The organism is Mycobacterium asiaticum (assembly GCF_001668675.1).
Taxonomy (GTDB): domain Bacteria; phylum Actinomycetota; class Actinomycetes; order Mycobacteriales; family Mycobacteriaceae; genus Mycobacterium; species Mycobacterium asiaticum_D.
Genome location: NZ_LZKQ01000268.1, coordinates 1 through 24,703, shown reverse-complemented (window position 1 = coordinate 24,703; position 24,703 = coordinate 1). Strand labels below are relative to the sequence as shown.

General features: G+C 66.5%; 19 protein-coding genes and 1 pseudogene. 11 read left to right on the top strand and 9 right to left on the bottom strand.

Annotation, left to right across the window (positions count from 1 at the left end; genetic code table 11):
• The 5 genes from A9X01_RS22480 to A9X01_RS22460 all read right to left on the bottom strand — a co-directional run.
• Window positions 1–733: hypothetical protein (locus tag A9X01_RS22480; protein WP_065122836.1), on the bottom strand; the 733-nt coding region annotated here is incomplete at its 3' end.
• A gap of 5 nt (window positions 734–738) precedes the next feature.
• Window positions 739–1,350, bottom strand: coding sequence for an RES family NAD+ phosphorylase (locus A9X01_RS22475; RefSeq protein ID WP_081282553.1), 612 nt, complete (start codon window positions 1,348–1,350; stop codon window positions 739–741).
• A complete protein-coding gene (locus A9X01_RS22470) occupies window positions 1,343–1,855 on the bottom strand; it encodes a hypothetical protein (RefSeq protein WP_065122835.1) in 513 nt (170 codons plus the stop codon). Before A9X01_RS22470 ends, A9X01_RS22475 begins: the two co-directional genes overlap by 8 nt.
• A 50-nt stretch (window positions 1,856–1,905) precedes the next feature.
• The gene (locus A9X01_RS22465; RefSeq protein WP_065122834.1) at window positions 1,906–4,701 is read right to left on the bottom strand and encodes a DUF4349 domain-containing protein; all 2,796 of its coding nucleotides are present in this window, start codon (window positions 4,699–4,701) and stop codon (window positions 1,906–1,908) included.
• Window positions 4,698–5,285: a MerR family transcriptional regulator gene (locus A9X01_RS22460; RefSeq protein WP_065122833.1), complete on the bottom strand. Its 588-nt coding sequence runs from the start codon at window positions 5,283–5,285 to the stop codon at window positions 4,698–4,700. Before A9X01_RS22460 ends, A9X01_RS22465 begins: the two co-directional genes overlap by 4 nt.
• 100 nt (window positions 5,286–5,385) lie before the next feature.
• Here A9X01_RS22460 and A9X01_RS22455 point away from each other — a divergent pair, with 100 nt between their 5' ends.
• Complete coding sequence (locus A9X01_RS22455; RefSeq protein WP_253849308.1) at window positions 5,386–6,084, top strand: sensor domain-containing protein; 699 nt, start codon at window positions 5,386–5,388, stop codon at window positions 6,082–6,084.
• Window positions 6,085–6,087: 3 nt separating this feature from the next.
• On the opposite strand, the gene A9X01_RS22450 is transcribed toward A9X01_RS22455, so the two are convergent.
• Window positions 6,088–7,446: a phosphatase PAP2 family protein gene (locus A9X01_RS22450; RefSeq protein WP_253849309.1), complete on the bottom strand. Its 1,359-nt coding sequence runs from the start codon at window positions 7,444–7,446 to the stop codon at window positions 6,088–6,090.
• A gap of 104 nt (window positions 7,447–7,550) precedes the next feature.
• Window positions 7,551–9,320: a DUF6311 domain-containing protein gene (locus tag A9X01_RS22445; protein WP_065122831.1), complete on the bottom strand. Its 1,770-nt coding sequence runs from the start codon at window positions 9,318–9,320 to the stop codon at window positions 7,551–7,553.
• 130 nt (window positions 9,321–9,450) lie between these two features.
• On the opposite strand from A9X01_RS22445, the gene A9X01_RS22440 reads away from it, so the two are divergent.
• From A9X01_RS22440 to A9X01_RS22425, 4 genes are all read left to right on the top strand, one after another.
• Entirely contained in the window at window positions 9,451–9,849 is a 399-nt protein-coding gene (locus A9X01_RS22440; RefSeq protein ID WP_172832584.1) for a DUF732 domain-containing protein, read from the top strand.
• A 162-nt stretch (window positions 9,850–10,011) separates the two neighbouring features.
• Window positions 10,012–10,320, top strand: a complete 309-nt coding sequence (locus A9X01_RS22435; RefSeq protein ID WP_155772228.1) for a hypothetical protein — start codon at window positions 10,012–10,014, stop codon at window positions 10,318–10,320.
• 73 nt (window positions 10,321–10,393) lie between these two features.
• The gene (locus A9X01_RS22430; protein ID WP_065122828.1) at window positions 10,394–10,972 is read left to right on the top strand and encodes a hypothetical protein; all 579 of its coding nucleotides are present in this window, start codon (window positions 10,394–10,396) and stop codon (window positions 10,970–10,972) included.
• 154 nt (window positions 10,973–11,126) lie between these two features.
• Window positions 11,127–12,701: a serine/threonine-protein kinase gene (locus tag A9X01_RS22425; protein WP_065122827.1), complete on the top strand. Its 1,575-nt coding sequence runs from the start codon at window positions 11,127–11,129 to the stop codon at window positions 12,699–12,701.
• A gap of 6 nt (window positions 12,702–12,707) precedes the next feature.
• Here A9X01_RS22425 and A9X01_RS22420 read toward each other — a convergent pair whose 3' ends face one another.
• Window positions 12,708–13,583 (bottom strand): TPM domain-containing protein, encoded by an 876-nt coding sequence (locus A9X01_RS22420; RefSeq protein ID WP_065122826.1) that lies wholly within the window; start codon window positions 13,581–13,583, stop codon window positions 12,708–12,710.
• A gap of 62 nt (window positions 13,584–13,645) precedes the next feature.
• On the opposite strand from A9X01_RS22420, the gene A9X01_RS22415 reads away from it, so the two are divergent.
• From A9X01_RS22415 to A9X01_RS30140, 6 genes are all read left to right on the top strand, one after another.
• Window positions 13,646–14,134 (top strand): glutathione peroxidase, encoded by a 489-nt coding sequence (locus tag A9X01_RS22415; protein WP_065122825.1) that lies wholly within the window; start codon window positions 13,646–13,648, stop codon window positions 14,132–14,134.
• 78 nt (window positions 14,135–14,212) lie between these two features.
• Window positions 14,213–16,165, top strand: coding sequence for an aconitate hydratase (locus tag A9X01_RS22410; protein WP_065122824.1), 1,953 nt, complete (start codon window positions 14,213–14,215; stop codon window positions 16,163–16,165).
• 100 nt (window positions 16,166–16,265) lie between these two features.
• The gene (locus A9X01_RS22405) at window positions 16,266–17,066 is read left to right on the top strand and encodes an FAD binding domain-containing protein (RefSeq protein WP_065122823.1); all 801 of its coding nucleotides are present in this window, start codon (window positions 16,266–16,268) and stop codon (window positions 17,064–17,066) included.
• Entirely contained in the window at window positions 17,063–19,780 is a 2,718-nt protein-coding gene (locus A9X01_RS22400; RefSeq protein ID WP_065122822.1) for a molybdopterin-dependent oxidoreductase, read from the top strand. Before A9X01_RS22405 ends, A9X01_RS22400 begins: the two co-directional genes overlap by 4 nt.
• Window positions 19,781–19,906: 126 nt before the next feature.
• Window positions 19,907–22,981, top strand: coding sequence for a multicopper oxidase family protein (locus A9X01_RS22395; RefSeq protein WP_065122837.1), 3,075 nt, complete (start codon window positions 19,907–19,909; stop codon window positions 22,979–22,981).
• A 19-nt stretch (window positions 22,982–23,000) separates the two neighbouring features.
• Window positions 23,001–23,489 carry a nucleotidyltransferase family protein gene (locus tag A9X01_RS30140; protein WP_155772229.1) on the top strand — a complete coding sequence of 163 codons (489 nt, stop codon included), beginning with the start codon at window positions 23,001–23,003 and terminating at the stop codon, window positions 23,487–23,489.
• A 147-nt stretch (window positions 23,490–23,636) separates the two neighbouring features.
• Here the strand turns inward: A9X01_RS30140 and A9X01_RS31930 are convergent.
• Window positions 23,637–24,434 (bottom strand): annotated as a pseudogene (locus A9X01_RS31930) (phospholipase D-like domain-containing protein); the annotation flags it as partial.
• Window positions 24,435–24,703: the final 269 nt, after the last annotated feature.

The window sequence follows — 24,703 nt, the reverse complement described above, 5'->3', positions numbered from 1 at the left end:
TGACCCGACCCCCGGGCGCCCCCCCCGCCCCCGCGGGGCGCCCCGGGCCCCCCCCACCCGCCCCCGGCCCCGCGCCCCCCCCCCCGGGGGGGGGGCGCGGGGGGGGGCGCGGGCGCCCGCGGCGGATCAGGGGTTCCGCGGGCACCGGATGCAGCACCGAGAGGACGTTGCCCACGCCGAGCCAGGACACGATGGGCACCGCGACGTTGGGGATCGTCATGGCCAGCTGCGGCACCCCCTCCTTGGACATCGTCAGCGCCGCCGCGACCGCCAGCGTCGGGAGGCCGACGATCACGATCAGCGCCAGATTCTTGATCACCAGCACGCGCCAGATCGGCACCCCGTCGGCCAGCCCCTGTGTGACCCGATAGTGGTCGCCGCCAAGCAGATTGGTGGTGGTGACGTCGGCGAGGATGAACGAGGAGAAGTAGGTGCTGACCAGGATCACCCAGTCGAGCTGGTTGTGGTGGAAGTGCGGGGTGGGATGTTCGGCGCGAGAAGCCAGTGGTTGCACCAGCAGCCAGGCGGCCGCCAGCACGAGGTTGGCCAGGACACCCGACAGCCAGGTCCGCGGCGGATGGAATGCCCAGCGAACCTCAGCGCACACGGCCACCGGCAGCGGCCGCCAGAAATCCTTGGCGGCCCGTTTGGCCGCGGTGGGACGCGGGGCCCATGCCCGGGCTAGGGCACGTAACGCCGGATGCGCCGCCGGGCGCGTCGGCGTTTCGGACATGTCCCTTAAATCTCCCAGTTGACGGTGAAGTCATGCCGAAGGACCAAGTCGACAAGGATATCGGTCCGATCGGCAAGTAACCACGATTCCGCAGTGAACGCGTCGTGGGCGAAGAATGCGTAATTAACCGAGGTTTCCGGGGTGGTGCGCGACCGGTACACGATCGCGTCGAGCTCGGGCCACCAGCGGCGGGCGGCATCGGCCAGCCGGTGACAGGTGTGCCAGACCCGGCTGCGCTGGCCGGTGCTGATCTGGTCGTCGACGTCGAGGGCATCGAGGTTGCGTTGCGTCCTGAGGTCGAAGATCCGCAACGGCCGCTTCGCGACCAGCCGGATCAGGTATTGAGACGCGTGGTCGGCGGGAATCATCCGGCCGGTGTCGCGATAGCGCTCCCGGAACGCGCCCTCGGATGCGGTCGCCGCGTAACGGGTGCGGAAGCCGCCCGACTCCGGATCGAACCGAAAACGCGGTTGCGGGAATCCGGTCCACGTCCAGTCGGCGGGCGCGGCCGCTTCGACGCGCCACAGTTCGGTGCCCGCCGGGACGGTGCGGCTGGCCAGGCCAACCGGACGTCTGTCCGGCAGCGGCGCCCGGTAACCCGCCGCGAGGTTAGGCACCGAGTCCGGCGAGCAGCCGCCAGGCGGTGTCGGCGGTTTTCTTGCGCCGCAACCCTTCCGAGATCGACGCGCCGTCCAGTTCCTCGCGCTTGATCCGCATGATGCGGTCGGCCGCGACCGGGTCGGAGGTGAAGCGCGCCAACGCCGTGAGGATCTCCGGCAGGTCCGACCGCAACCGGCCGTCCTGGAACTGCCAGGCCGGGAACCAAGTGTTGTTACCGACGGTGACGCCGAGCACCTTGCCGCGGCGGCGCAGTTCGTGCACCGCCTGGGGCGTCTCGTAGCCCAGCCGGGCCTGGACCTCGCGGGTGGGGAGGGCGCCGGCCCGGAAGTCACCCATCATCCCGGCCCGCCGCTCGTTGTTCAGCTTGCGCGCGGCGACGCGCTCCAGCTGCTCGAGCGGAACGGTCGGCACGTCAAGCAGCGCGTCGAGGAGCCTGGCGAAATCCGGGTCGCGGCGTACGCGTTCCTCAACCTGGGTGACGAGGGCGTTGACGGGAGACATGCCACCATTCTATCCCGCGTCTTGCCAATTGAAACAATTGAAACAGACCTTCAGGCCTTCGCCTCTGCCGCTCCCTTTGCTGCCTTGCGACGCAGCCACAGCACGAGCACGAACACCGGCACCGACAGCAGGACCAGCCACGGCAGCAGGAAACCGACCAACAGCAAGCCAGTGTGCGCGGCGCCGAGCAGTGCATGCCACCCGCGTTCCAATGCCCCAAAGAATCCTTGCGGCGACTCCTTCGACTCGGTGGAGATGTTGACATTGATTGTCGCATAGGAGATTTCGTCACCCAGGGTGGAGCGCTGCGCCTTGAGCGAATCGAGGTCGGCCTGCCGTTGGGTCAGCTGCGATTCCGCGGAGAGCAGGTCGGCGACGTTGCCGGCCTTGCTCATCAGTTCCAGCAGCCGCTTGACCGATGTCTGCAGTGCCTCGATGCGGGCGTCAAGGTCGACGCGCTGGGTGGTGACGTCGGTGTGGTTGATCGACATCGACTGCACGGTCCCGAACTTCTTCGCGTCGGCCAGGACCGCGTCCAGCTTGTCCGCGGGGATGCGCAGTACCAGACCCACCACCGGCGCGGACGACCCGGACCGCTCGGTTCGCGAGTCGACCCGCCCGCCAGCGTCGGTGACCGCGTTGACGAGCTGGTCGGCGACCGGGCCGGGCTCGGCGACGACGAGTTGCAGCGACCCGTTGGTGACGATGTCGCGTTTCAACGTGCTGTCCGTTGGCGGTGCCAGCGGTGCCGGCGCGACCGTGGTGTTGTCGGCGATGCCGCCGCCCAGGGTCGCCGGGAGTCCGCTGCTGGGTTCGGGCCGGTATTGGTTGGGCGCCTCGGTCAGCTTGCCCGCGGCCACGCCGTCGCGCGTCGCTGGTGATGAGCCGTCGCGGCTCAGCGTCATGATCCCGCCCCCGCCCAGCAGCACCGCACCGGCAACCACGACCGCAATCACGTTGCGCAACTTGACGATTCGCGGCGGTTTAGGCTCAGAATGCTTGGTTCCGATGTCTTTGGCGTCGAGCGCCCAGCCGGCCGGCATCTCGACCGGCTGCATGACGCGGTGCTGCAGCTCGCCCGTGGCGACGATCCGCTCGTCGGCGGCGACGTATGCCGTGAAGCGACTCAACACACCGAACTGCAGCGACGTTTCGACGATTCGCGCCGCCCGGTCTGGCGCGGAGGCGTAGCGGTCCTCGAGGTCGCGCAGGTGCGCGCGGGCCCACTGGGCCCTTGCCGCCAACAGTGAAACTCGTTGTCCGGCAACCCTGACCGCCCAGTCCTCGCCGTCGCGGTCGACACCGCGCACCGTCAGCGAACCGTCCGCGCTGCCGCGGTAGCGCCCAGTGACGACGAGTGGCACTCCGGGTAGCAGGTCGGGCAGCCGCGCCGGGCTTGCGGTGTCATCGAGCAGGGACAGACCGTCGGCGCGCAATGACAGTGACCGGACCAGCGGCGCGCCGATGCGGGACTGCATGGCCTGCAGGGCGTCATCGAGCCGGTCCTCGCTCTCGATCAGTTCGCAGTGGCCGCCCCCGACGCTGGCCAGTCGCCGCAGGAATCCGGCGTTGGCGGCCTGGTCGATGCCCAGCGCGTGCAGGCGGACCCGCTGCAGGCCGGTGGTCAGCCCGCGCAGAATCTGGTCCTCGTTGCCGACCTGCCCGTCGGAGATGAGGACGACGGTCGCGTCCTCGGTGTCCCGCAGCAAGCTGAGCGCCTCCTGTAACGGCGCGAAGAGGCCGGTGTCGCCCTCGGCCTCGACGCGGGTCAGGTGTTCGATCGCGCGAAAGCGGTTGCGGTCGTTGGCCGCAACCAGGCCATCGGCCAGGCCCGCCGGCCGGTCGATCCGATCGGCGAAGGTCAGCACCGCGAACCGGTCGGCGGCGGTGAGCGCGTCGACGATGCGGGCGGCGGCGCGGCGGGCGGCCGCGGTCTTCCAACCGCTCATGCTGTCGGAGCAGTCCAGCAACAGCACCAGGTTGCGCGGGCGCGCAGGAACATTCGACGCGGCCGGTTGCACCGTCAACAGATAGGTTCCGTCGTCGCCGTCGGCGTCAGGCACCAGCAGCAGGGAATCGTCTGCGGCATAGGGCATTCGGAGCACCAGGTCACGGTCGGCGCGCGCGCCGGTCAGCACCCTGAGGCGGCCCTCGCCGGTGGTCTCCGTTGGCAAATTCGAGGTCACGTCGGAAAGCTCTACGGAGTCAATACCGATGTCGATGCTCAGCGGAACGCGGCGGGGAAAGCCCGGCAGCAACACGGGCGGGCTGATCCGAGATGCGTCGGGAACGGCATCGGTGTCACCTGTGTGGCCGTCGCCCACCGCGGCACCGGCGATCGGTTCGCCCGGGATATATCGGGGCGCAACCACCAGCGGCAACCGGAACGTCGCCTCACCGTCTTGGCAAGACAGCGGGATGACCAAGGTGATTGCGGCGTTCACCCGTTCACCGGGCCTGATGTTGCCGACGCGGATGGTGAAGACGTCGGGGCGCTCCTCCTCGGTGATGGACGCGCGCCGACCTGCGGTGACGGACGTGTCGTAACCGCGCCGGGCTTCCTCGCGTTCCTGCAATTCGGCCGGAATGACGCGGCCGTCCAGGGTCAGCCGCAGGTCGGTGACGGCCGCGTGGTCCGGCAGCGGAAACACGTAGCTGGCTTCCAGCGGCACGTCGAAGGTGTTGACGAAGTCCTGCGTCAGCTCGACCTGGCTGGTGAGCCCGGTGATGTCGGCGCGGACGTCGACGCGGTCGAGCGGCAGGTTGCCCCGCTCGGTTCGCAGGGCACCGGGGTGGCCATCGGCTGCGCTCGCTGCGCCGGTCGTCGACGGGGTGCGGACGGTCATGACGAACTCCGTTCATCGAGGGGCAGCAGGCCGCGGTCGGCCAGCAGTTCCAGCAGCGGCCCGGCGGCCGCACGAATTGCCTGAATGTCGGCATCGGAGGGTTGGGCGGGCAACAGCAGCAGCGCCCCACCGGGCAGACCGACGGCGGTCAGCGCGGTGCTCAGACCGTTGGTGGTCGGTTCCGGCACCGGGTCGGCCCAGAACCGAGTGCGGCGCGGGGTGGGCGCCGGCTGCGGGCGGTCGGGTTCGGCGGTGAGGAGTTCGTCGGGGATGCCGGCGATCCGGTGCAGCGTCTTCTCGGTCGCACCGGCAAGCTCGGCCTGGATCTGCGCAAGCGGGAGGCCTTGCGCCTGAAGCTTTTTCACCGCAACGACCTGCAGCAGATGCCGGGGGCCGTACATCGCGGTGCGCCCCTGCATCGTCGGGCGGTCGACGAGTCCGGTGGTGGTGTACCAGCGGATGGCGCGGCGATCCGGTACCTCGCGGACCCGGCCGTTGGGCGATCCCGGGTAGGCAGCGGTGGCCAGGGCGTCGGCGACCCTGCTCACCAACTCGTCCAGCGTCCACGACGCCCGCTCGCCCATGCCTAACGATGACACTGTAACAGTTACACTGTCAAGGTTCGAAAGCCGCGAGTTGCCGCGCGATTTCCCGGCTACCTGATAGATGCTGGAGAATGTGACCGTGCCTGCTGGTCTTTCCTTGCGGATCGGCTTCCTGGCGCTCGGGTGTTGCCTGGCGCTCTCGGCCTGCGACAGCGTCGTCGACGGCTCCCCCAAGGCCGCGCCGAAGGGGGCGCCAGCCACCGGACCGATCTTCCCGTCGCAGCTCGAGGACCTGTTGACGGCATCCGGGTCATTCGCCGTGGTGGCGAAGAGCCCGTTGACCGAGACCGACATGCAGTCCGCGCTGTTCATCGGCGCGGATCCGGACGAATGCCACGGTGCGGTGGCGTTCGGCCGCTACCCGCTGTTCCCGAGCAACTACACCGGCCGAGAGGCACGCACCCAGCAGGACCATCAGCCGGACCAGCACCAACTGTTGGAGGTGTCGGCCACCTACCCGAGCGACTTCAGTGCCGCGGGCTTCCTCGATTCGGTGCGCAAGACCGTGACCGATTGCCAGCGCCCGGTGACCGCCTGGGGTGACGACGGCCGCCGGAACACCGTGCATCCGACGCCGTTGGCCGACACGCCGCCGGAGGTGGCGCAGTGGTCAACGAACCTCGTCGGGCAGAAGTGGGTGTGTGAGTTCGCGGTGATCGCCAAGGCCAACGTGGTGTCGGAGATCGTCACCTGCTCGCCGGACCGTTCCGTCGACATCGCGGGGTTGGTCACCAAGCGGTTGAAGAAGATCGACGAGCTCCTGAACTTCAGGTCGTAGCCGTCAGGCGCGACTCGTTCCGGGCTCGGGTTGGGCGGCGTGCTCCGCCGTCAGCACGGCCGCGGCGAGACTGCTGCCGACCGAGCGCGCTCTGGCCTCGGCCGGCTTGCCGGCCCGAGCCATGAAGGTGGCGTAGAACGCGCTGCAGAACACCGCCATGGTCCCGATCATCAGCGGACCGAACAGCAGCGGATGGCGCGCCATGACCTCGGCCAGGTAGCGGCAGCACAGCAGCAGGACCACCAGAAACGACGAACCGAACGCCACCATCCCCAGCCGCGACCAGACCCGGCCCGGCTGCAGTTCGCGCAGCGCCGACTCGACGGTCAGGCACAGAACCGCGCCGGCCATCAGGTCGACGCCGTAGTGGTAGCCGAATCCCAACGTCGCGGCAATGGTGCACAGCAGCCAGAACGTGCCGCCGGCGCGCAGCCACCGCGGGCCACCGCGGGAGTGCAGAAACACCGCCAGCGCCCAGGCCGTGTGCATCGACGGCATGCAGTTGCGGGGAGTGAAGTCGTCAAAGGCGACCGCGTGCGGTGCCCAGTCGATCGGCGGCAGGGCGTGCGGCCAGAAGTCGCCGACTTCGAAGCCCTTGCCGCCGCTGCCGAACGCGAAGTCGGGTCCGACCAGCGGGAACAGGATGTAGATGACCGGCCCGATCAGGCCGAGCACCAAAAACGTGGGCACCAGGAAATGCCGCGGCCAGCCAGCCGTGCGGACGTTGCGCAATTGGTAGACGGCGACCACCAAGCCCGCCACGGGCAACTCGATGTAGACCCAGTGCAGCACGCCGCTCAGAACGGGGCCGGTGGCATGGACCAGGCGGCCCATCAGCCAGGACGGTTGGGCCAGCGCGTGGTCGGCCAGCAGCGCGTACTCGTCCAGGACGCTCGGACGGTAGAGCGCGGTGATCTTCAGCCAGGCGTCGCCGACTTTGGTCGCGATCACCAACAGCACGCCGAACGCGATGCCGCGGGCGGCGACGATCTGTTCGCCCCTCACGAGGCGTCGCCAGCCGACGGTCAGCGCCAACGCGGTGAGCACGATGACCGGTCCGTTGCCGACGGTGAAGGCGCCGCCGCGCAGTAGCCGCTCGGCGGCGAAGAGGACGTCGAGGCCCGCGGCCACCGACAGCGCGATGACGCGGCTCCGGTTTGCCAGCCCAACCATGGCCATGCCCAGGCCCACCCACGGCACCGTGGCCGATTTCGGGGTGGCGACGTAGTCGCTGAACAGGCTGTGTAGCGGGCCCTGAAATCCCGAGCTGGTCGCCGTGACCTGCAGCGCTATCAGCAGCAGCGTGATCGCGGCGACGGCAAGTACCGGCCACGTGCGGGCCAGTCGGGCCTGCCACTGCACCCGCTGCGTTTCGCCGATGAACACCCGCTGAATCTTAGGTGTCCGATCGAGGTCGGTGGGAAAAATTCTGCTGAGCGTTAGCGGGGCGTTGTCGATCAGCGCCGTTATCGAGGCTCCGCAGGGGGTGCGACGACGCCTCGGAGGTTGACGTCACGCCAGATCCCGATCTCACCGACCCGCTGCGGGTCGCGGCCGAACAGGTCGGTGAAGAACGCGAACATGGCCGGCCATTGCTGCATCGGCCCCACGATCACGTGCCGCACGTCGGCGGCACGCAGGTCCGCGGCGATCTGGGCGCGCACCTCGTCGCGCGCCAGCACTGGGATCTTGTCGTCCTGGATCATCAGCATGATCTGGGCTAGCCGCGTTGGCGGCGGTCCGGTGCGTGTGCGGCCGTCCGGTTGCGGCATGTAGGCGTAGGCCTCGGGCATCCGCAGCCCGTAGTCCGTGTCGGCGGCCCACAGCATCGGCTCGGCTCGGCCGGCCGCGTCGAGGAAGTATGGGGCGACGAGCACGATTTCGTCGGGCTTGATGCCCTGGCTTGCCCAGGTGCGGAAGAACAGCGGCGTGTAGGACGCCCGCTGCTCCAGCGGGGCGGGCAGGATGACGACGAGCGCGGCCGCGATCGCGACGAGCCATTGCGCCCGTTTGCGCGGGGCCACTTTGGTGGCGCGCTGCACGGTGATCGCGATGACCACGGCGACTGCGAGCCAGACGAACAACGTAAACCGGCCCGGCAGAAGATGTTTGAGCAGCGGCAGCTTCGCGAAGAGCAACCACGGCAGCGGAATGTGCAACGCGTTGTTGCCGACGTGCAGTTCCGGCCCGAGCGAGAGCACGAGGATGAGTGCCCCGGTGATGGTTGCGATGCGGACTCGCAAGTCGCCCCACTGCCGGATCGCGACCACGACGATCAGCAGGATGAGCGGCAGGCCGAGGTAGCCGGTCGCCTCGTGGTAGAGGCCGCTGAACTTTTCGGACACGTGGGTGACCGCGTCCGGAGCGATGAGCTGGTAGGGCGTCGGGAGGATCAGGTTCAACAGATCGGTCGAGAAGATGTTGGGATCCTGCACCTGGCCGTTGATCCGCTGCGGCCCGAAGAACTGGACGGCCAGCGGGTAGGCCGTCAGTGTCAGAAAGGTGAGGGTGGCGACGCCGAGTGCGGTGGCGAGCCGGGCGGTTGACTGCCGGATCCGGCCGTCCTGGCGCACCAGGGCCAGCACGCCGACCAGCACCGCGGCGGCCAGCACGCTCGCGGCGAGCATCTCCTCGGTGATGTAAAGCTGTGCGGCGCTGAGGATTCCGAGCGCCATGCCGGACTGCCAGGGCGGCCTTCGCCGGGTGACCAGGAGCTCGTCGAGGACGAGCAGGAACAGCGGCGGCACCCAGGCCGTGGTCAGATTGAGGTGCAACGCCGCGTGCGAGGCGACGTACGGCGAGAAGGCATAGATGGCGCCGCCGGTCATCGGGCCCAGGCCGTCGCCGGTGTAACGGCGGATCGCGAGCCAGGCTGTGAATCCGCTGAGGGTGATGCCGAGGACCATCAGCACGTTGAACCCGAAAATCGGGCCGCCGATCCTGGCGGGCAGCCAGCCGAGCAGTCCGAGCAGCGTCATCGGCGTGTTCCACATCAGGTTCACGCCGGCGGGAGCGCCGATCTGGGTAGTGAAGAACGGGTCGAGGCCGTTGGCCAGCGCGTGCGGCGTCCAGCCGAGGTACCAGATTGTCTGTTGCTGGTCGCAACAATTGCCCGCCCAGCCGTGGGCCGGGTCGCGCCAGGCGCGGAAGGTGAGCAGGAGGGCACCCAGCAGGTAGACGAGTAACGCAGCGAGCCCTTGGGTGGTGCGCGTCCTCAGCGCACCGGACACCGGCATGGCCCCTCCTACGCTCGTCTCCGATGATTCTTGCCCTAGATCGGCTCAGCAAACAATTTCCGCGCGTCTGCCCCTTTGCGACGGGATTCACCGGTAAGCTCCGCTGACCAATCAGACAGTGGGAGGACACGTGTCGGGCTTCGCAATTCGAGTCACGCCTGCGATCGTGGTGCTGGCAATCGCGGTCGCACCTGCCGCGCAGGCGGAGCCGGGGCCGGGCAGCGGCGAAACCTTCTTCGTCGACTACATGACGCGTGTATTCACTCCGCCGACGTCGGAAGCGGCCGCCCGGGAGATCATTCCGCTGGCGGAACAGGTGTGCACCGCCAGGGGCCAGGGCCAAACCGACCTGCAGGCCGCCGGTTTGGTACTCGCCGGCAATGGCGTGGGCACGCTGGGTTTGGCCAGCGGGTCGAGTATTGACGACGAGCGCACCGCATTGAACGTCGTGAACGCCGCCACGTTGGCGTACTGCCCGCAGTACAACACCAGCCTCAATGCGCCGATGGTGCCGGGCGAGGTGGAGTAGTTCGTTCTGCAGTCAAAAGCGATTGCGCGGCAGGGTATGCCAGCGCGCCGGCATTCGGAGACCGGTTGACTGGGCGTCGCGGCAGGTGCCTCGATCCCTCTCGACAGGCAACATCCAGAATTAATTGCCATAATGAGCCGCCAGCTATGAAAGGAGTGGTAGATGATCAGACCATTGTCGGCATGTACGGCGTCGCAGACTGGCATTGCCCGCCGTTCAACGCGGTTGCTCTGGGTGCTAGCTGTATCCGCTGGCTTGGCGGTCAGCATCGGCGCCGGTGCGGCCGATACGTTTACCAACAACCCGGCCGCGGTTACCGCGACGCCCGAGGACCCGTGCCTGCTGAATCACACTTGCGGAGAAGAAGACCCGGGCGCAGTCGAAGAGATGATCGCGTACTGCAAGATTCAGCGCGAGCAAGGCGCCCTGTGGACGCCCGAGTGCGCGCGGTTCTACGAGCCGCAGCCGTAGCGACATCGCCCTTGGCTTGACGCCCGACCGGGACGGCCGGCCAATAGGCATGCCGTCAACTGTTGAAAGCCTCTTGCGGGCAGTCCAACTCAACTGGGCCGGCGCAACCCGATGGCACCAGCGGGTGCAGCTCGACGGACCGGGCGTATACCTTGTCGCGCTCGCCGAAGTGCCGGATGAGGTTGTCACACAAGCGGTTTGCCCGGTTTCGGCCGCCGCCGTGCAGCAGTTGCTCGATGTCCGCCCCGAGCTCCTGCTGGACGGTCGACGGCCCACCGCCGACGCCCTCGCCGAGCGTCTTGCCTCGATGTGGCTGGCCGACGAAACGGTTCTCTACATCGGACTGGCGGGGACGTCGGTCGCCAAGCGGGTTCGGCAGTACTACAAGACGGCGCTCGGTGCCCGGAAACCACACGCCGGCGGCTGGCCGCTGAAGACACTGGCCAATCTGGACCAGCTGTGGGTGCACTATGCGCCGTGCGCGTCCGTCGACGCCGCCGAACGTGCAATGCTCGACACCTTTGTGAGTGCCGCGTCCGCGTCGGCGCGGGTGGCTGTCTGTGATCCCGACTTGCCGCTGCCCTTCGCTAACTTGACGGTGCCGCGCGGTGCGCGGAAGCGGCACGGGATCAGCGGCGCACGCGAGCCATAAGCTGTCCCTTCAGCCACAGCGCCCCCGTGGGTCACTCCTGTCACGAAAGACTCAGGGCCGCAAGGATCGTCGGCGGCTGGCGAAAAAATCGCCCCGGCAAACGCCTGCAGGTTGTCATACCTCCGCCGCATACTGGCCGACAGGAGGAAATGGCATGAAATCGCTCGTCGGCGGAACGTTCGGCAAATATGAAGTGAGCCGGCTGCTTGGCAAGGGCGGCATGGGCGAGGTGTACGAGGCGTTCGACACCGACAAGCGTAGAGCCGTGGCGCTGAAGGTGCTCACCGAGCAGTTCGCGGACGACGACACGTTCCGTGAGCGCTTTCTTCGCGAGTCGCACGCGGCGGCCATTCTTCAGGAGCCACATGTCATTCCGATCCACGACTGGGGCGAGATCGATCACACGCTGTACATCGACATGCGACTTGTCAACGGTCAGACGCTGCACGAGCTCCTTGAGCGACAGGCGCTGCCGCCCGAACGGGCGATCGACATCATCCGCCAGGTCGCCGCTGCGCTGGACGCGGCGCACGCCAACGGGTTGATCCACCGCGACGTCAAACCGCAGAACATCATCGTCACGCCCGACGATTTCGCCTACCTGGTCGACTTCGGCATCGCCGAGGCACGCGGCGAAACACACCTGACGATGACGGGTTATCAAGTGGGCAGCTTCGCCTACATGGCACCGGAACGCCTGAACAGCAATCAGCCCGCCACCGCGGCGGTGGATGTCTACGCGCTGGCGTGCGTGCTGTACGAAGCCCTGACCGGTCGTCAGCCGTTCGCCGGCGGTCACCAACAAGTCATTGCCGGTCATCTGTCGTCGCTTCCCCCGCGGCCCAGCGTGGTGCGGCGGGGCATTCCCGCCGCGCTCGACGAGGTCATCGCCCGGGGCATGGCCAAGGATCCCGATGACCGCTACGGCAGCGCGGGCGCGCTCGCGCGTGCCGCCAAGCGTGCGTTGTCCGCCGGTGAATCGGCAGCGTCGAGCGCGGACACGATCTTCGCGCCGCACAACCCGCCACCCCCTGGCGGGCATGAGCACTATCGCTTCCCCACGCCCCCAACGGTTCCGCCGTACAGCGGTGACGACTCTCGCAAGTACCTGGTGCCGACGCTGATCGCGGTGGCCGCGGCGCTCGTGGTCGTCGTTGTGGTTCTGGTCGCATTCGTGGCGAACCAAAACCCGGGCCCCGACCCGTCTCCGACGACGACGGTCGCCTCCCCCACCGCGGAATCCCCGACCTACCAAACCACGCACACGGTCACCGTTGAGCCGTCCTACTCAACGACATCGGCCTCGGCCTCTCGTCCGGTGCCGGCGCCAACGATTACGTCATCCGCGGCGCCCGATGCCGAGCAGCAATTGCGCCAGTACGTGAACAACGACCGCCCCCTCGTTGCGACGCAGGCCGTCGGCCGCTGGGTTCCACAACTCAGTTCCAAGCGCCCCGGCACCATCGAAGGCGGTGTTCGGTGGGACAACGCGATGGCGCTGCAGGAGCATCTGCGGCTGCGGCAGCTGTACAACGCGAAGCTGTTGTGGTCGGGCGACTGGTCGACGTTCTCGGAGCCGGACTATTGGGTGAGCATTGCCGGCACCACATTCCTCGATCCCCAAGGCGCGTTGAACTGGTGCAAGAGCAACGGATTCGACCGGGATCACTGCATCGCGAAGTTGATCAGCACGACGCACCCGATCGCGGGAAGCACGAAATACAACTAATCCCGGCTACTTGCCGCGGTGGGCCTTGAGCACGTCCGCGTTCGCCAACGTCTGCGCCTTTGCGGCCAGCGTGGACGCCGCGTTGGCATGGGCGATCGCGTCGGTGGCGTTGGTCGCTTGCTTGTCGTGCGCGGCGGCCAGGTGCCGTTTCGCCTCGGCGAACTGCTTCTGAGCCTCGGCGCCGACGTTCTTGTGGTGCCTGGCGACGTAGTCGGTGATCTGGTGCAGTCTGGCGTCCGCCCGGGCCAATGCCTGGTCAAGCGGAAGATCGCGGCCTCCAATGTTCGCGGCGCCGGGACCCGGGCCCGGCGTCCGGCGGCGGCGGGCTCGAAGAAACAGAAAAACCAGCACCAAGAGCAGCACCGCGGCAACGACGGCGATCACGATCGGCAGCCAGTTCCGCGACGGCGCGCTTGCCGACGTATTCAACGCGTCCGCGGTCCCGACGGCGGCGGCGGTCCAGTCCTTGGCGTTCACGGCAGGCTCAATCTGGTTGCGCTGCAAGCTGTTCAGCTCGTTTGCGCTGACACCCCTCGGCAGGGTGAACGTGTACGTCTTGCTGCTTTTTGTGTTCGTCGCTACGGCCAGCAGCGCGTCGTCGTCGCCCATCCCGGTATCGCTGCGGGTGTGGTCGGCCCAGTTCTCCGGCTTGAAATTCGAGAAGTTGTCGACGTAGGCCACCCACAACTGAATGTGCCGGTCACGGTAGAGCCGGTCGATGGCCGAGCTGACCGCCGCCCGTCCGGAATCGGTCAACACATGATTGCTGTCGGTGATGTGGTCGGTGAGCTTGCCGGGCGGCTGCGCGGCCACCGGGAAGGCCAGCAGCAACACTGTCGCCAGGGTCGTCAGAAGCACACCGAACAAGCGAACAATCCGCATAGGGCAATCTACCGCGACCGCCCGGCCGTATACCCGAGCGAAGCAGTGTTAGCGTCAGCGGCGTGACCATCAAAGACATTCCCCTGACCACGCTCGACGGCAAGCCGGCCACCCTGGCCGAATTGTCTGACGGCGCAACGCTTGTCGTGAACGTCGCCTCCAAGTGCGGACTCACCCCGCAGTACGCCGGATTGGAGAAGCTCGCCGAGGACTACGCCGACCGCGGCCTGACGGTCGTCGGTGTCCCGTGCAACCAATTCATGGGCCAGGAGCCCGGCACCGCCGAAGAGATCCAGACGTTCTGCTCGACCACCTACGGGGTGACCTTCCCTCTGCTGGCCAAGACCGACGTCAACGGCGACGATCGCCACCCGCTCTACGCCGAGCTCACCAAGGCGACCGACTCCGACGGTAAGGCCGGCGACATTCAGTGGAACTTCGAGAAGTTTCTCTTGGCGCCCGACGGCGAGGTGGTCAAGCGGTTCCGGCCGCGGACCGAGCCGGACGCGCCGGAGGTGATCAGCGCGATCGAGGAGGTCTTGCCGCGCTAGCGGCAGTACTACCGGAATTTATGGGGTATCCCCCCTCCAAGCGGCGCGTCACCCGTCGCGGTCAGGAGGGAGCCAGGGATGTCCATGAACCTCACGTACAAGCTGATCGATTCCCATCTGGAATCCGGCGAGATGAAACCCGGGGAAGAGATCGCGATCCATATCGACCAGACGCTGACCCAGGATGCGACCGGCACGCTGGTGATGCAGGAACTCGAAGCGCTCGGCCTCGACCAGGCACAGACCGACGTCAGCGTGCAATACGTCGACCACAACCTGCTGCAGGGTGACGAGAAAAACGCCGAGGATCACGAATACCTGCGCACCGCGGCGCAACGCTTCGGCCTGTGGTTCTCCAAACCCGGCAACGGCGTCTCGCACCCCACGCACATGCAGCGGTTCGGCGTCCCGGGGAAGACCATGGTGGGATCCGATTCGCACACACCGGCCGCCGGTTCGCTGGGTATGCTGGCGATCGGCGTCGGCGGGCTCGAGGTAGCGCTGGCCATCACCGGGCGCCCGCTGCACATCCGGATGCCCGAAGTCTGGGGCGTCCGACTGGAAGGCGAACTGCCGGAGTGGTGCTCGGCCAAAGACGTGATCCTGGAGATGCTGCGCCGCCACGACGTCAAGGGCGGGGTGAACCGGATCATCGAGTACTACGGTCCCGGCCTGGCCAATTTGACGGCGATGGACCGGCACGTGATCGCGAACATGGGTGCCGAACTCGGCGCCACCACGACGGTGTTCCCCAGCGACGACGCGGTGCGCGAGTTCCTTCGCGCCGAAGGACGCGAGGACGACTGGGTGGAGCTGCTGGCCGACGACGGATGCGACTACGACGTCGAGGACACGATCGACCTGTCCGAGATCGAGCCGCTGATCGCCAAGCCGTCCTCACCGGGCAACGTGGTGCCGGTGCGGGAAGTGGCCGGCGAGGAGATCGCGCAGGCGGTGATTGGGTCCAGCGCCAACCCCGGCCTGCGTGACTTCGCGATCGCCGCCGCGATGGTGGCCAACCGGCAAACCGCGCCGCAGGTCAGCTTCGACATCAACCCGACCTCACGCGAGATCCTGGCTGACCTGACGAAGATGGGCGCGACGCTGGATCTGGTGATGGGCGGTGCGCGCATCCACCAGGCCGGGTGCATGGGCTGCATCGGCATGGGTCAGGCCCCGGCGGTGGGCCGCAACTCGCTGCGCACCATGCCGCGCAACTTCCCCGGCCGATCCGGCACCAAGGAAGATTCGGTGTGGTTGTGCTCGCCGGAAACCGCCGCGGCGTCGGCACTGACCGGCGTGATCACCGATCCGCGGGACTGGGCCCGCGAGGTCGGCATGGAATACCCGAAACTCGATCTGCCCGAGAAGAATTCGGTGAACACCGCGATGCTGGTGCCGCCGCTCGACCCCGAGGAAGCCCAAAAGGTGGAGCCGGTGAAGGGCCCCAACATCTCCAGCCTGCCAGAACTGTCACCGCTGCCCGAGGAGCTGGAGGCGCCGGTGCTGCTCAAGGTAGGCGACAACATCTCCACCGACGAGATCTCACCCGCCGGCGTGCAGGCCCTGCCGTTCCGGTCCAACATCCCGAAGCTGGCGATGTTCAGCTTCACCCGGGTCGACGACTCCTATCCGGAGCGCGCGCAGGAGGCCGAGGAGAGTGGACACATCATCGTGGCCGGCGAGAACTACGGTCAGGGCTCCTCGCGCGAGCACGCCGCGATCGCACCCCGCTATCTCGGGCTGCGCGTCGTCATCGCCAAGTCGTTCGCGCGGATCCACTGGCAAAATCTGGCCAACTACGGGATCCTCGCGGTCGAGTTCGAGGATCCCGACGACTATGACTCGGTCGACCAGGACGACAAACTCCGCATCCAGAACCTGGACGGGCTGGCAGATTCGGAGACGCTGCAGGTCGAGAACGTCACCAAGGACTCGTCTTTCACCGTGCGGCATCGGCTTTCGCCGCGGCAGGTCAGGGATGTGTTGGCGGGCGGATTGATTCCGCGGCTCGCGAAAGAAGACGACTAGCCGCCCAAGCGGGCAAAGTGACCCAAATGCCGCCCGGGGCAATCTAGAGTTGGGCAGCTCTGGCCGCTAGTCCTGGGAGGGTCACACGGATCTCAACTCTGTGGTTGACGTTGTCCGTCGCCCTTCCGATCGGCCGGGCGCGACCTGGCGTGCCGGCGACGCGTATCTCGCCGGTGGGACATGGCTGTTTTCCGAGCCGCAACCCACCGTGCTCCGGCTGGTCGACCTGACCGCATTGGGCTGGCCCGGTTTGGTCGCCGACGCCCAAGGTCTCGAAATTGGCGCCACCTGCACGATCAAGGAGCTGCACGAGTTCGTTCCGCCGTCGGACTGGGTGGTCGGCGGGCTGTTGCGCACCAGCTGCGAGGCGTTCCTGGCGTCGTTCAAGGTGTGGAACGCCGCGACGGTGGGCGGCAACATCTGCATGGCCCTGCCCGCCGGGCCGATGATCACCATGACGGTAGCGCTGGACGCGACCTATCGGCTGTGGGCCGCCGACGGAACCGAACGCACGGTCGCCGCTGAGGATTTCGTTGTCGGCAATCACGAGAGCGTGCTGGCGCCAGGAGAAATCTTGCGCAGCATCTACATTTCCGCCGATGCCCTGCACCGCCGCCACACCCACCGGCGATTCACGCTGACCAAGCTCGGCCGCTCCACCATCTTCATGGTCGGCACAACAGCGGGTGATGATCTGGCACTGACCATCACCGCCGGTACCACGCGCCCGGTCGTGCTGCGGTTCGGCGCACTACCCGCCGCCGAAGCTCTGCAAGCGAGCATTGATGCTCTCGCAACCGAAATCTGGTTCGCCGACGCCAACGGCACACCCGATCACCGGCGCCACCTCGCCAAGCACTACGCCGAAGAGATCCGCATCGAACTCGGCGGCGTGCGATGAGCTACACCGTCAACGGCGAGTCGTTCGCACAGGAACCGCGGCCGGGTCAGTGTCTGCGGACGTTCCTGCGCCAGTTGGGCTGCTATGGCGTCAAGAAAGGTTGCGACGCCGGCGATTGCGGCGCGTGCACGGTCTGGCTCGACGGACAGCCCGTGCACAGCTGCATCACCCCGGCGTTCCGCGCCGACGGACGTGAGGTGACGACGATCGAGGGCCTCGGTTCACCCGAGAACCTGCACCCGATGCAGCGACAGTTCCGCGACTCCCCCGGATTCCAGTGCGGCTTCTGCACTCCCGGCATGATCATGACGGCCTGCGCGCTGACCGACGAACAACGGACGGACCTTCCGCGCGCGCTGAAGGGCAACCTGTGCCGCTGCACCGGTTACCGCGCGATCGAGGATGCCATCAACGGTGTGGCCGCGATCGAAGAGGCCGCGCCCGGCCAGGCGATCGGCGCGAGCGTGGGTGCGCCCGCCGGATCGGATGTCGTCACCGGGCGCGCCGAATACACGATGGACACCGAGCTGCCGGGCATGCTGCATCTGAAGGTGCTGCATTCGCCGCACGCACACGCCCGCATTGTGTCGATCGACAAGTCCGCGGCGCTGGCCGTGCCCGGGGTGCATCGCGTCTACACGTGGGAAGACGTGCCGCGCAAGCGGTTCACCACCGCGATCCACACCGATCACCTCGTCGACCCGGACGACACCTACATCCTGGACAACGTGGTGCGCTTCGTCGGCCAGCGGCTGGTCGCGGTGCTGGCCGACAGCATCGGCGCCGCCGAGGAGGGGTGCCGCAAGGTCGTCGTCGAGTACGAGGTGCTGCCCGCGGTTTTCGATCCCGAGGCGGCGATGGAGGCCGGCGCCCCGCAGCTGCACGGATTTGACGACCCGTTCGTGCAGGACCCCAAGCGCAACATCCTGCTGGAGCTACACGGCGAAATTGGCGACACTGCAGTGGGATTCGCCGAGGCCCACGTCATCCACGAGGCCACCTACTTCTCGCCGCGGGTGCAGCACGTCCACCTGGAGACGCACGGGTCGATCGCGTGGATGCAAGACGGTCGGCTGCATGTGCGCACCAGCTCGCAGTCACCGTCGATCGCCAAGGGAAAACTGGCCCACCTCTTCCACTTGCGCCCCGACCAGCTAAGGGTGTTCTGCAAGCGCGTCGGCGGCGGGTTCGGCGGCAAGCAGGAAGTGATCAGCGAGGACCTGGTGGCGCTGGCCGCGCTGGACACCGGACGCCCAGTGTCGTGGGAATACACCCGCGAAGAGGAATTCACCACCGCCTCCCCCCGGCACCCGATGAAGATCACCGTCAAGTTGGGCGCCCGCCGCGACGGGACGCTCACCGCGATCGAGTTCCGCAACATCTCCAATACCGGCGCCTACGGCAACCACGGCGGCGAGACACTGTTCGCCGGCGGTGCCGCGGTCGCGATATACCGTTGTCCCAACAAGAAATTCGACGCGTATTCGGTGTACACCAACACCGTGCCCAGTGGTGCGCTGCGCGGTTACGGGATGACGCAGCCGGCGTTCGCGATGGAGTCGGCGATGCACGAGCTGGCGGTGGCCCTCGGCATGGATCCGCTGGAGTTGCGCCGCCGCAACATCATCCGGCCCGGCGATCCGCTGCTCTCCATCCACGACGAAGCCGACGACGTCGCGTTCACCGAGGACGGCCTGGTGCAGTGCATCGACCGGGTCGAGGCCGCGCTGCGTGTCCAGCCCAACGGGCACGCGCTCGACGGGGATTGGCAGGTCGGGACCGGCACGGCGATTTCGATGCACGAGACCGCACCACCGACCGAACACATCTCCGTTGGGCGGGCCACGCTCGACAGCGATGGCACCTACGAGATCGCCATCGGCACGGTGGAGTTCGGCGAGGGAACATCGACCGCCCACGTCCAGATCGCCGCCGCCGAGCTGGGCACCACGCCAGGCCGGATCCGGCTGGTCCAGTCCGACACCGACCGCACCGGATTCGACACCGGAGCCTTCGCCAGCGCCGGACTGTTCGTCGCCGGCAACGCCGTCCAGTACACGGCGGCCGCGCTGCGCGACCGGATCCTGCGCTTCGCCGCCGCCTACACCGGTGTGGATCTGGCGTCGTGCGTGATGGACGACGATGCGGTGCGGTGCGGCGATGCCCGGGTGCTCTTGACCGCACTGGCGGCGGCCGCCATGGACCGCGGCATCCGGTTGACCGAATCGCGCAAGGCGTACGGTTCGCCCCGCAGCCTCACCTACAACGCGCACGGCTTTCGTGTTGCGGTGCACCGGATCACCGGCGAGATCCGCATCCTGTACAGCGTGCAGGCCACCGACGCGGGCGTGGTGATCAATCCCGCCCAGGTTCGTGGCCAGATCGAAGGCGGTGTGACGCAAGGGCTCGGGTTCGTGCTGACCGAGCATCATCACGTCGACGAGAACGGCGTCATGACCAATCCGAATCTGCGCAACTACCGGATCCCCTCCTACGCCGACGCGCCACGGACCGAGGTGATCCTGGTCGGCTCGACCGACTCGGCGGGCCCCGCGGGCTCCAAGGGGATCGCCGAATGTTGCATCAATCCGGTTGCGCCGGCGATCGCCAACGCCGTTCACGACGCCACCGGCGTGCGATACCGCGAGCTGCCTTTGACGCCCGACCGAATTTTCAGCGCGTTGCAGCCATCCGCACAGGAAACCAAGATCTGACCCATTTGCTCGTTGGGCGGCGTAATCTCCGATCGGCAAGTTTCACCCAGCTGCGAATCGGGGTGCGTCGTGAGCCGAGCGAGGAAAACCGCTGTCGCGCTGGCACTTGTGGTGTCGTTGGTGACGATGACGTTGTCCTGTTCGTCGCGGCATAACGCACAACCTGAAGTCGGCGTCAACGCCGGGCGCGACGGCCATCCGGCCGACTTCAAGGAGCCGGTCCGGTTGTCGAGCAAGGACGGTGTGCTCGAGGTCCGGCTGTCCGCACACCAGGGTTCGGTCAATCTCGACACCGTCAAGGAGCCGGTGACCAATTTTCTGGTGTACGGCTACGAGCTGCTGAAGGGGACGAGTTCGGACGGCTCGACCAAGGGCGACAACACCTACCCGGCGCCGACGCTCCGGGTCAACCCCGGCGAGCGGTTGATCGTCCACTACGACAACGACTTACGAGGTTTGACGATCGCCGACTTCAACGATCCGTCCTATGTACCGGTCAACGAACAGGTTCCGCTTTATCCCCCCGCGCTAACGTCCTCGCCGCTGAATCTGCACACCCACGGGCTGCATGTCAGCCCCTCGGGCAACGCCGACAATGTGCTGTTGAACATTCCGGCCGGGATGGGCAACACCTATGACTATCCGTTGCCGAAGGACATGCCGCAGGGGCTGTACTGGTACCACAGCCATCGCCACATGCTGACCGCGCTGCACACCTATATGGGGCTGGCCGGCCTGCTGGAGATCGGTCGGCCCGACGGCAACCTACCGGTCGTGACGCAGAACAGCATCCCAATTCGCGACATGGCGCTGCAGTACAACTTCGTTTTCGACCGGAAAAACGGCGGGCACCAACTGAACAACCCGTACTGGGAGCAGTGGGTCAACACGCTGAAACCCGCGGAGGGCAACCAACTCGCCGACGGCACCTACCCCGGCAGCCTCGCGCCGGTGAACTTCGCGCAGACCTCGAAGCGCGCCCAGTACATCACCAGCTGGCACGACGGGCCGTTGTCGGTGGACAACAAGCGCGGCGCCAACCAGTTCATCCCGACGAACCTGCAGAGTTTCACCAGCCCGACCGTCAACGTCCCCGCCGACCCGGCCCTGCCCGACAATCAGCGCGATGTGCAGTTCACCGTCAACGGACAGTTCCAGCCGCGGCTGAAGATCAACCCGGGACAAACCGAGATCTGGGTGTTGGCCAACATCAGTGATATCGCCTACATGTCAGTGCAATTGACGGAGACCGCGACAGGTAACCATCCTAAGTTTGCCATCGTGGGCCAGGACGGCAACCCGTGCCCGCGCGTTGAGCGGCCCGTCGACGGTGACGGTTCGCTGTTGTTCATTCCGCCCGCGTCGCGCTTCGCGATCGCGGTGACCATGCCCAAGTCCGGTGATCTGGTGCTGGAGATGCCGCCGATGCAGGGCGGCAAGCCCAGGACGAGTCAGGCTGTGCTGTATACCAACAACGGTGCCAAGATCCCGCCGGCCGTGTTGGGTCAGCTCAACATCGACCCGAGATTCGTCAGCTACGCCGACGGGTTCTTCGCCTACCCCACTCAAACGTTGATACGTGCCACCGCCGATAGCGGTGCGGGGCGCACCGCCGTTTTCGAGCCGGGGATGGAATTGCACTCCGCCACCTCGTTTCGGGACGACTCGGTACGTAAGCCCGACTACACCCGCGAGCTGACGATCTCCGGCGGGTTCGGCAACAACTACGCAAGCAAGAGCGACGCGAAGGCGTTCACCTATCAGTTCGACGGCAACATCTTCCCGAATATTCCGCTGATTCAGCCCCGGCTGAACACGATGGAAGAATGGCGAATCGTCAACTACAACAACGACGGTCACCCCATGCACATCCATGTCAACGACTATCAGGTGATGCAGGTGGTGAACCCGAGGGCCAACACCACCACCGGCGTGCAGATGTTTAGCGTGGACACCGCCAATGTCCCGCCGCCGATCGTCGATGCCGACGACAACGCCACCTCCCCCTCGTCCCTGACGTTCCGCACCGAATTCGAGGAATTCGGGGGCACTTACGTCATTCACTGCCATCGGCTGAACCACGAGGACAACGGTCTGATGGCTACCGTGAATGTGATCCCGCAGGTTTCGACGTACGCGGTGGCGGTGCCGGGCCGGCCGGGTTCGCCGGCGGGCGTCCAGGTGATCGATGGCAACGGGGACAAGGTGGTTGCTGGGGTTACCCCGTTCCCGGCCTTCGAAGGGGCACCGTCAGTAGCGATGGCTGACGTCAATGGCGACGCAATCTTAGATTTGATCGTCGGCACCGGCGCCGGGGTGGCACCGGAGGTGGTCGTCTACAGCGGTGCCGACGCGTTCAAGACGGAGCTGGCCCGGTTCGCGCCGTTCGACGCCGGCTTCAAGGGTGGGGTGAACGTGGCGGCCGCCAACATCGACGCAAACCCGATGGCGGACAACATCATCGTCGGGACCGGTCCGGGTGTGGAGTCGGAGGTGAAGGTGTTCTCCTCGAAGCTGCCGCCGGTGGGCAAGGCGCCCGAGGTGTTCTCCAGCTTCGACCCCTACCCCGGGTCGCAGGCCGGCGTCACCGTGGCTACCGGGCTGGTGAGCTATGAACAGGGCCGGCAGAACATCATCACCGCCCCCGGGCCTGGGGGTCCGGCGCAGGTGAAGGTGTTCCGGTATGACTTGTTTACGCCGACTGCACGTTCCGGCGGTTCGTCTGGTGGGCCGGGTGCGCCTTTGTTGGTGAGCGAGTTTTCCGCTTTCGATGAGGGCTATACCGGCGGCATCTCATTGGCGACCGGGTGGGTCGCGGGCGAAGAGGGTGGTGCGCAGAGCATCATCACGGGCCAGCTCGCCGAACGCGGCACTGTGCGGGTGTGGTCGTCGGGTTCGCGGCTCGACGGTGCGCCAGTGATGTACACGCACAGCCCCGACGCGCATTCCGGGCATGTCATGTTCCGGCAGACTGCGTCGTTCGAACCTTTTGTTGGCGCTACGGCGGTGACGGTGGCGACGACGAGCACCGTCACGGGTGCGGATCTATTGGTGAGCGGGGCCGGTCCGGGGGGCGCCGAGATTCGCAAGTATTCGCTGGCGCGGGCGGGTGAGAACGCGAATACTCTGGCGCCGAGACTGATTGGGCCGGTTTCGGTCACTCCTGGTTCTGTTGGCGCCGCCCCGCTAGGCGGTCGTTAGTTTGGCTGGTGTTGTCGGTGTGCTGCTAGCGGCTGGGGCGGGTCGGCGATACGGCAAGCCGAAGGTGCTTGTTACCGGATGGCTTGGTTCGGCCGTGGCGGCGTTGCGGGGTGGCGGGTGTGACGTTGTTCTTGTGGTGCTGGGGGCGGCGCAGGTTCCGTTGCCGGACGGCGTTATTGGGGTTACTGCGTCCGACTGGCAGATTGGGTTGAGCGCGTCCGTGCGGGCGGGGCTTCTGGAGGCTGGGGCGGTAGGGGCCGAGTATGCCGTGCTGCATGTCGTTGATACACCGGATGTTGGTGCGGCGGTGGTGTCGCGGGTTGTGCAGCGGGCGTTGGGTTCTCGCAGTGGGTTGGCGCAGGCTTACTTTGGAGAGCGGCCTGGGCATCCGGTGGTGATCGCGCGCCGATATTTCGAGGAGGTGATCTCTTGTCTTGCCGGTGCCGGTGGCGGCGACGAGAAGGTTTCGATGGTGACCACGGATGCGCGACAGCGCGATTCTTTCTAGGAGACGCTCCTGGAAAGGTTCGAGGCGTATTTCGATAGGGCTCAGGGCCACCGTTAACCCGCTGTCGGTTCGGTCGGCGCGCTCATTTTCTTTGTTAAACCGGTCTGAGTCGTAGTCAACGAAGTCCACACTCTGCCAATAGCTCTCGAAGACTGCATCGCATTTCGCGATGATGTCGGGGTTACGTGCGGCGGACGCTCGGATATTCCATTCGAGGCCCGTGACCTGAGCGGAGTGTGTGAGGTTCGACGAGCCGACGTAAGCGGTCGAGAAGCCGGAGCGGCGATGAAAGATCCATGCCTTGGCGTGCAGACGTGTCGTGCTGACGTCGTATGAGATGCGAACTTGAGCGCCAATATCTATCAGCTGCTCGAGGGCATGGCGCTCAGTGGAGCCGGTATAGATAGTCGTTAGGACGCGCAGTTCCTTGCCCCGTTCGCAGTGCCGGCGAAGTGATGAGAGAAGTGGATTGATACCGCTGCGTCGGATGAAGGCCATGACAACGTCGATTGCGTCCGACGACTCGATCTCGGCATCGAGTTGGTGTAGTAAGCCGGGATCACCGGGCGCGTTGGTGAGCAGGGTGGTATCCAACAGAGGGATCAGCGGCTCAGCAATGGGCGCCGGTGTACCGTCCGGCCGCCTCTCCAGGATCGCGCGCAGGACCTCGCCTGGCTCGACCGGCGCTTCGGAAGTGTCCGATTCGATGACCTGGGCGATCCGGGTGATCAAGTCGCGTGCCAATTTGATGCCAGCGTGGACTCGCTCACGGTCGTTGACTGAATCGAGAGCCCGCTGAACATATCGGCTGAGGTGCAGCGCGATTCGGTCTGCTGCCTCGGCGGAATGTAGCGGTCGAACTTTCTCGTCGAAGCGAGAGCCAACTAGGCCGAGTTCGGTCCGTAACGCCTCGGTGATTAGAACCTCATAGATCCCAGGCTCCATTGCGCTCAACGGTACAACCCGCCTAGGCCGTCGGCAGAATGTTCAGTGCGGCGACCGCCATCGGCTTGCGGTGCCGCTTCCTTATTCCTAATCACGTCTCTCCGTGGGGCATGGCTGCTCTAGATTCGTCTATTACTTATACGTCCTAGCGCGCAGCGCACGTCTGCGCCCTGCCGCTTAGGCCGGCTCGTCATAATCAACCCCACTAGCCAAATCCTGACACTGCACCACCTCCACATCCCGCCGCGCCCGCTGTAACGGAACCGCCC

Excerpts from the sequence above, each read along its gene's own strand:
- A9X01_RS22465 (WP_065122834.1), bottom strand. The coding sequence starts at position 4,701 with ATGACCGTCCGCACCCCGTCGACGACCGGCGCAGCGAGCGCAGCCGAT.
- A9X01_RS22445 (WP_065122831.1), bottom strand. The coding sequence starts at position 9,320 with ATGCCGGTGTCCGGTGCGCTGAGGACGCGCACCACCCAAGGGCTCGCT.
- A9X01_RS22410 (WP_065122824.1), top strand. The coding sequence starts at position 14,213 with ATGTCCATGAACCTCACGTACAAGCTGATCGATTCCCATCTGGAATCC.
- A9X01_RS22420 (WP_065122826.1), bottom strand. The coding sequence starts at position 13,583 with ATGCGGATTGTTCGCTTGTTCGGTGTGCTTCTGACGACCCTGGCGACA.
- A9X01_RS22395 (WP_065122837.1), top strand. The coding sequence starts at position 19,907 with ATGACGTTGTCCTGTTCGTCGCGGCATAACGCACAACCTGAAGTCGGC.
- A9X01_RS22425 (WP_065122827.1), top strand. The coding sequence starts at position 11,127 with ATGAAATCGCTCGTCGGCGGAACGTTCGGCAAATATGAAGTGAGCCGG.
- A9X01_RS22400 (WP_065122822.1), top strand. The coding sequence starts at position 17,063 with ATGAGCTACACCGTCAACGGCGAGTCGTTCGCACAGGAACCGCGGCCG.
- A9X01_RS22470 (WP_065122835.1), bottom strand. The coding sequence starts at position 1,855 with ATGTCTCCCGTCAACGCCCTCGTCACCCAGGTTGAGGAACGCGTACGC.
- A9X01_RS22460 (WP_065122833.1), bottom strand. The coding sequence starts at position 5,285 with ATGGGCGAGCGGGCGTCGTGGACGCTGGACGAGTTGGTGAGCAGGGTC.
- A9X01_RS22435 (WP_155772228.1), top strand. The coding sequence starts at position 10,012 with ATGATCAGACCATTGTCGGCATGTACGGCGTCGCAGACTGGCATTGCC.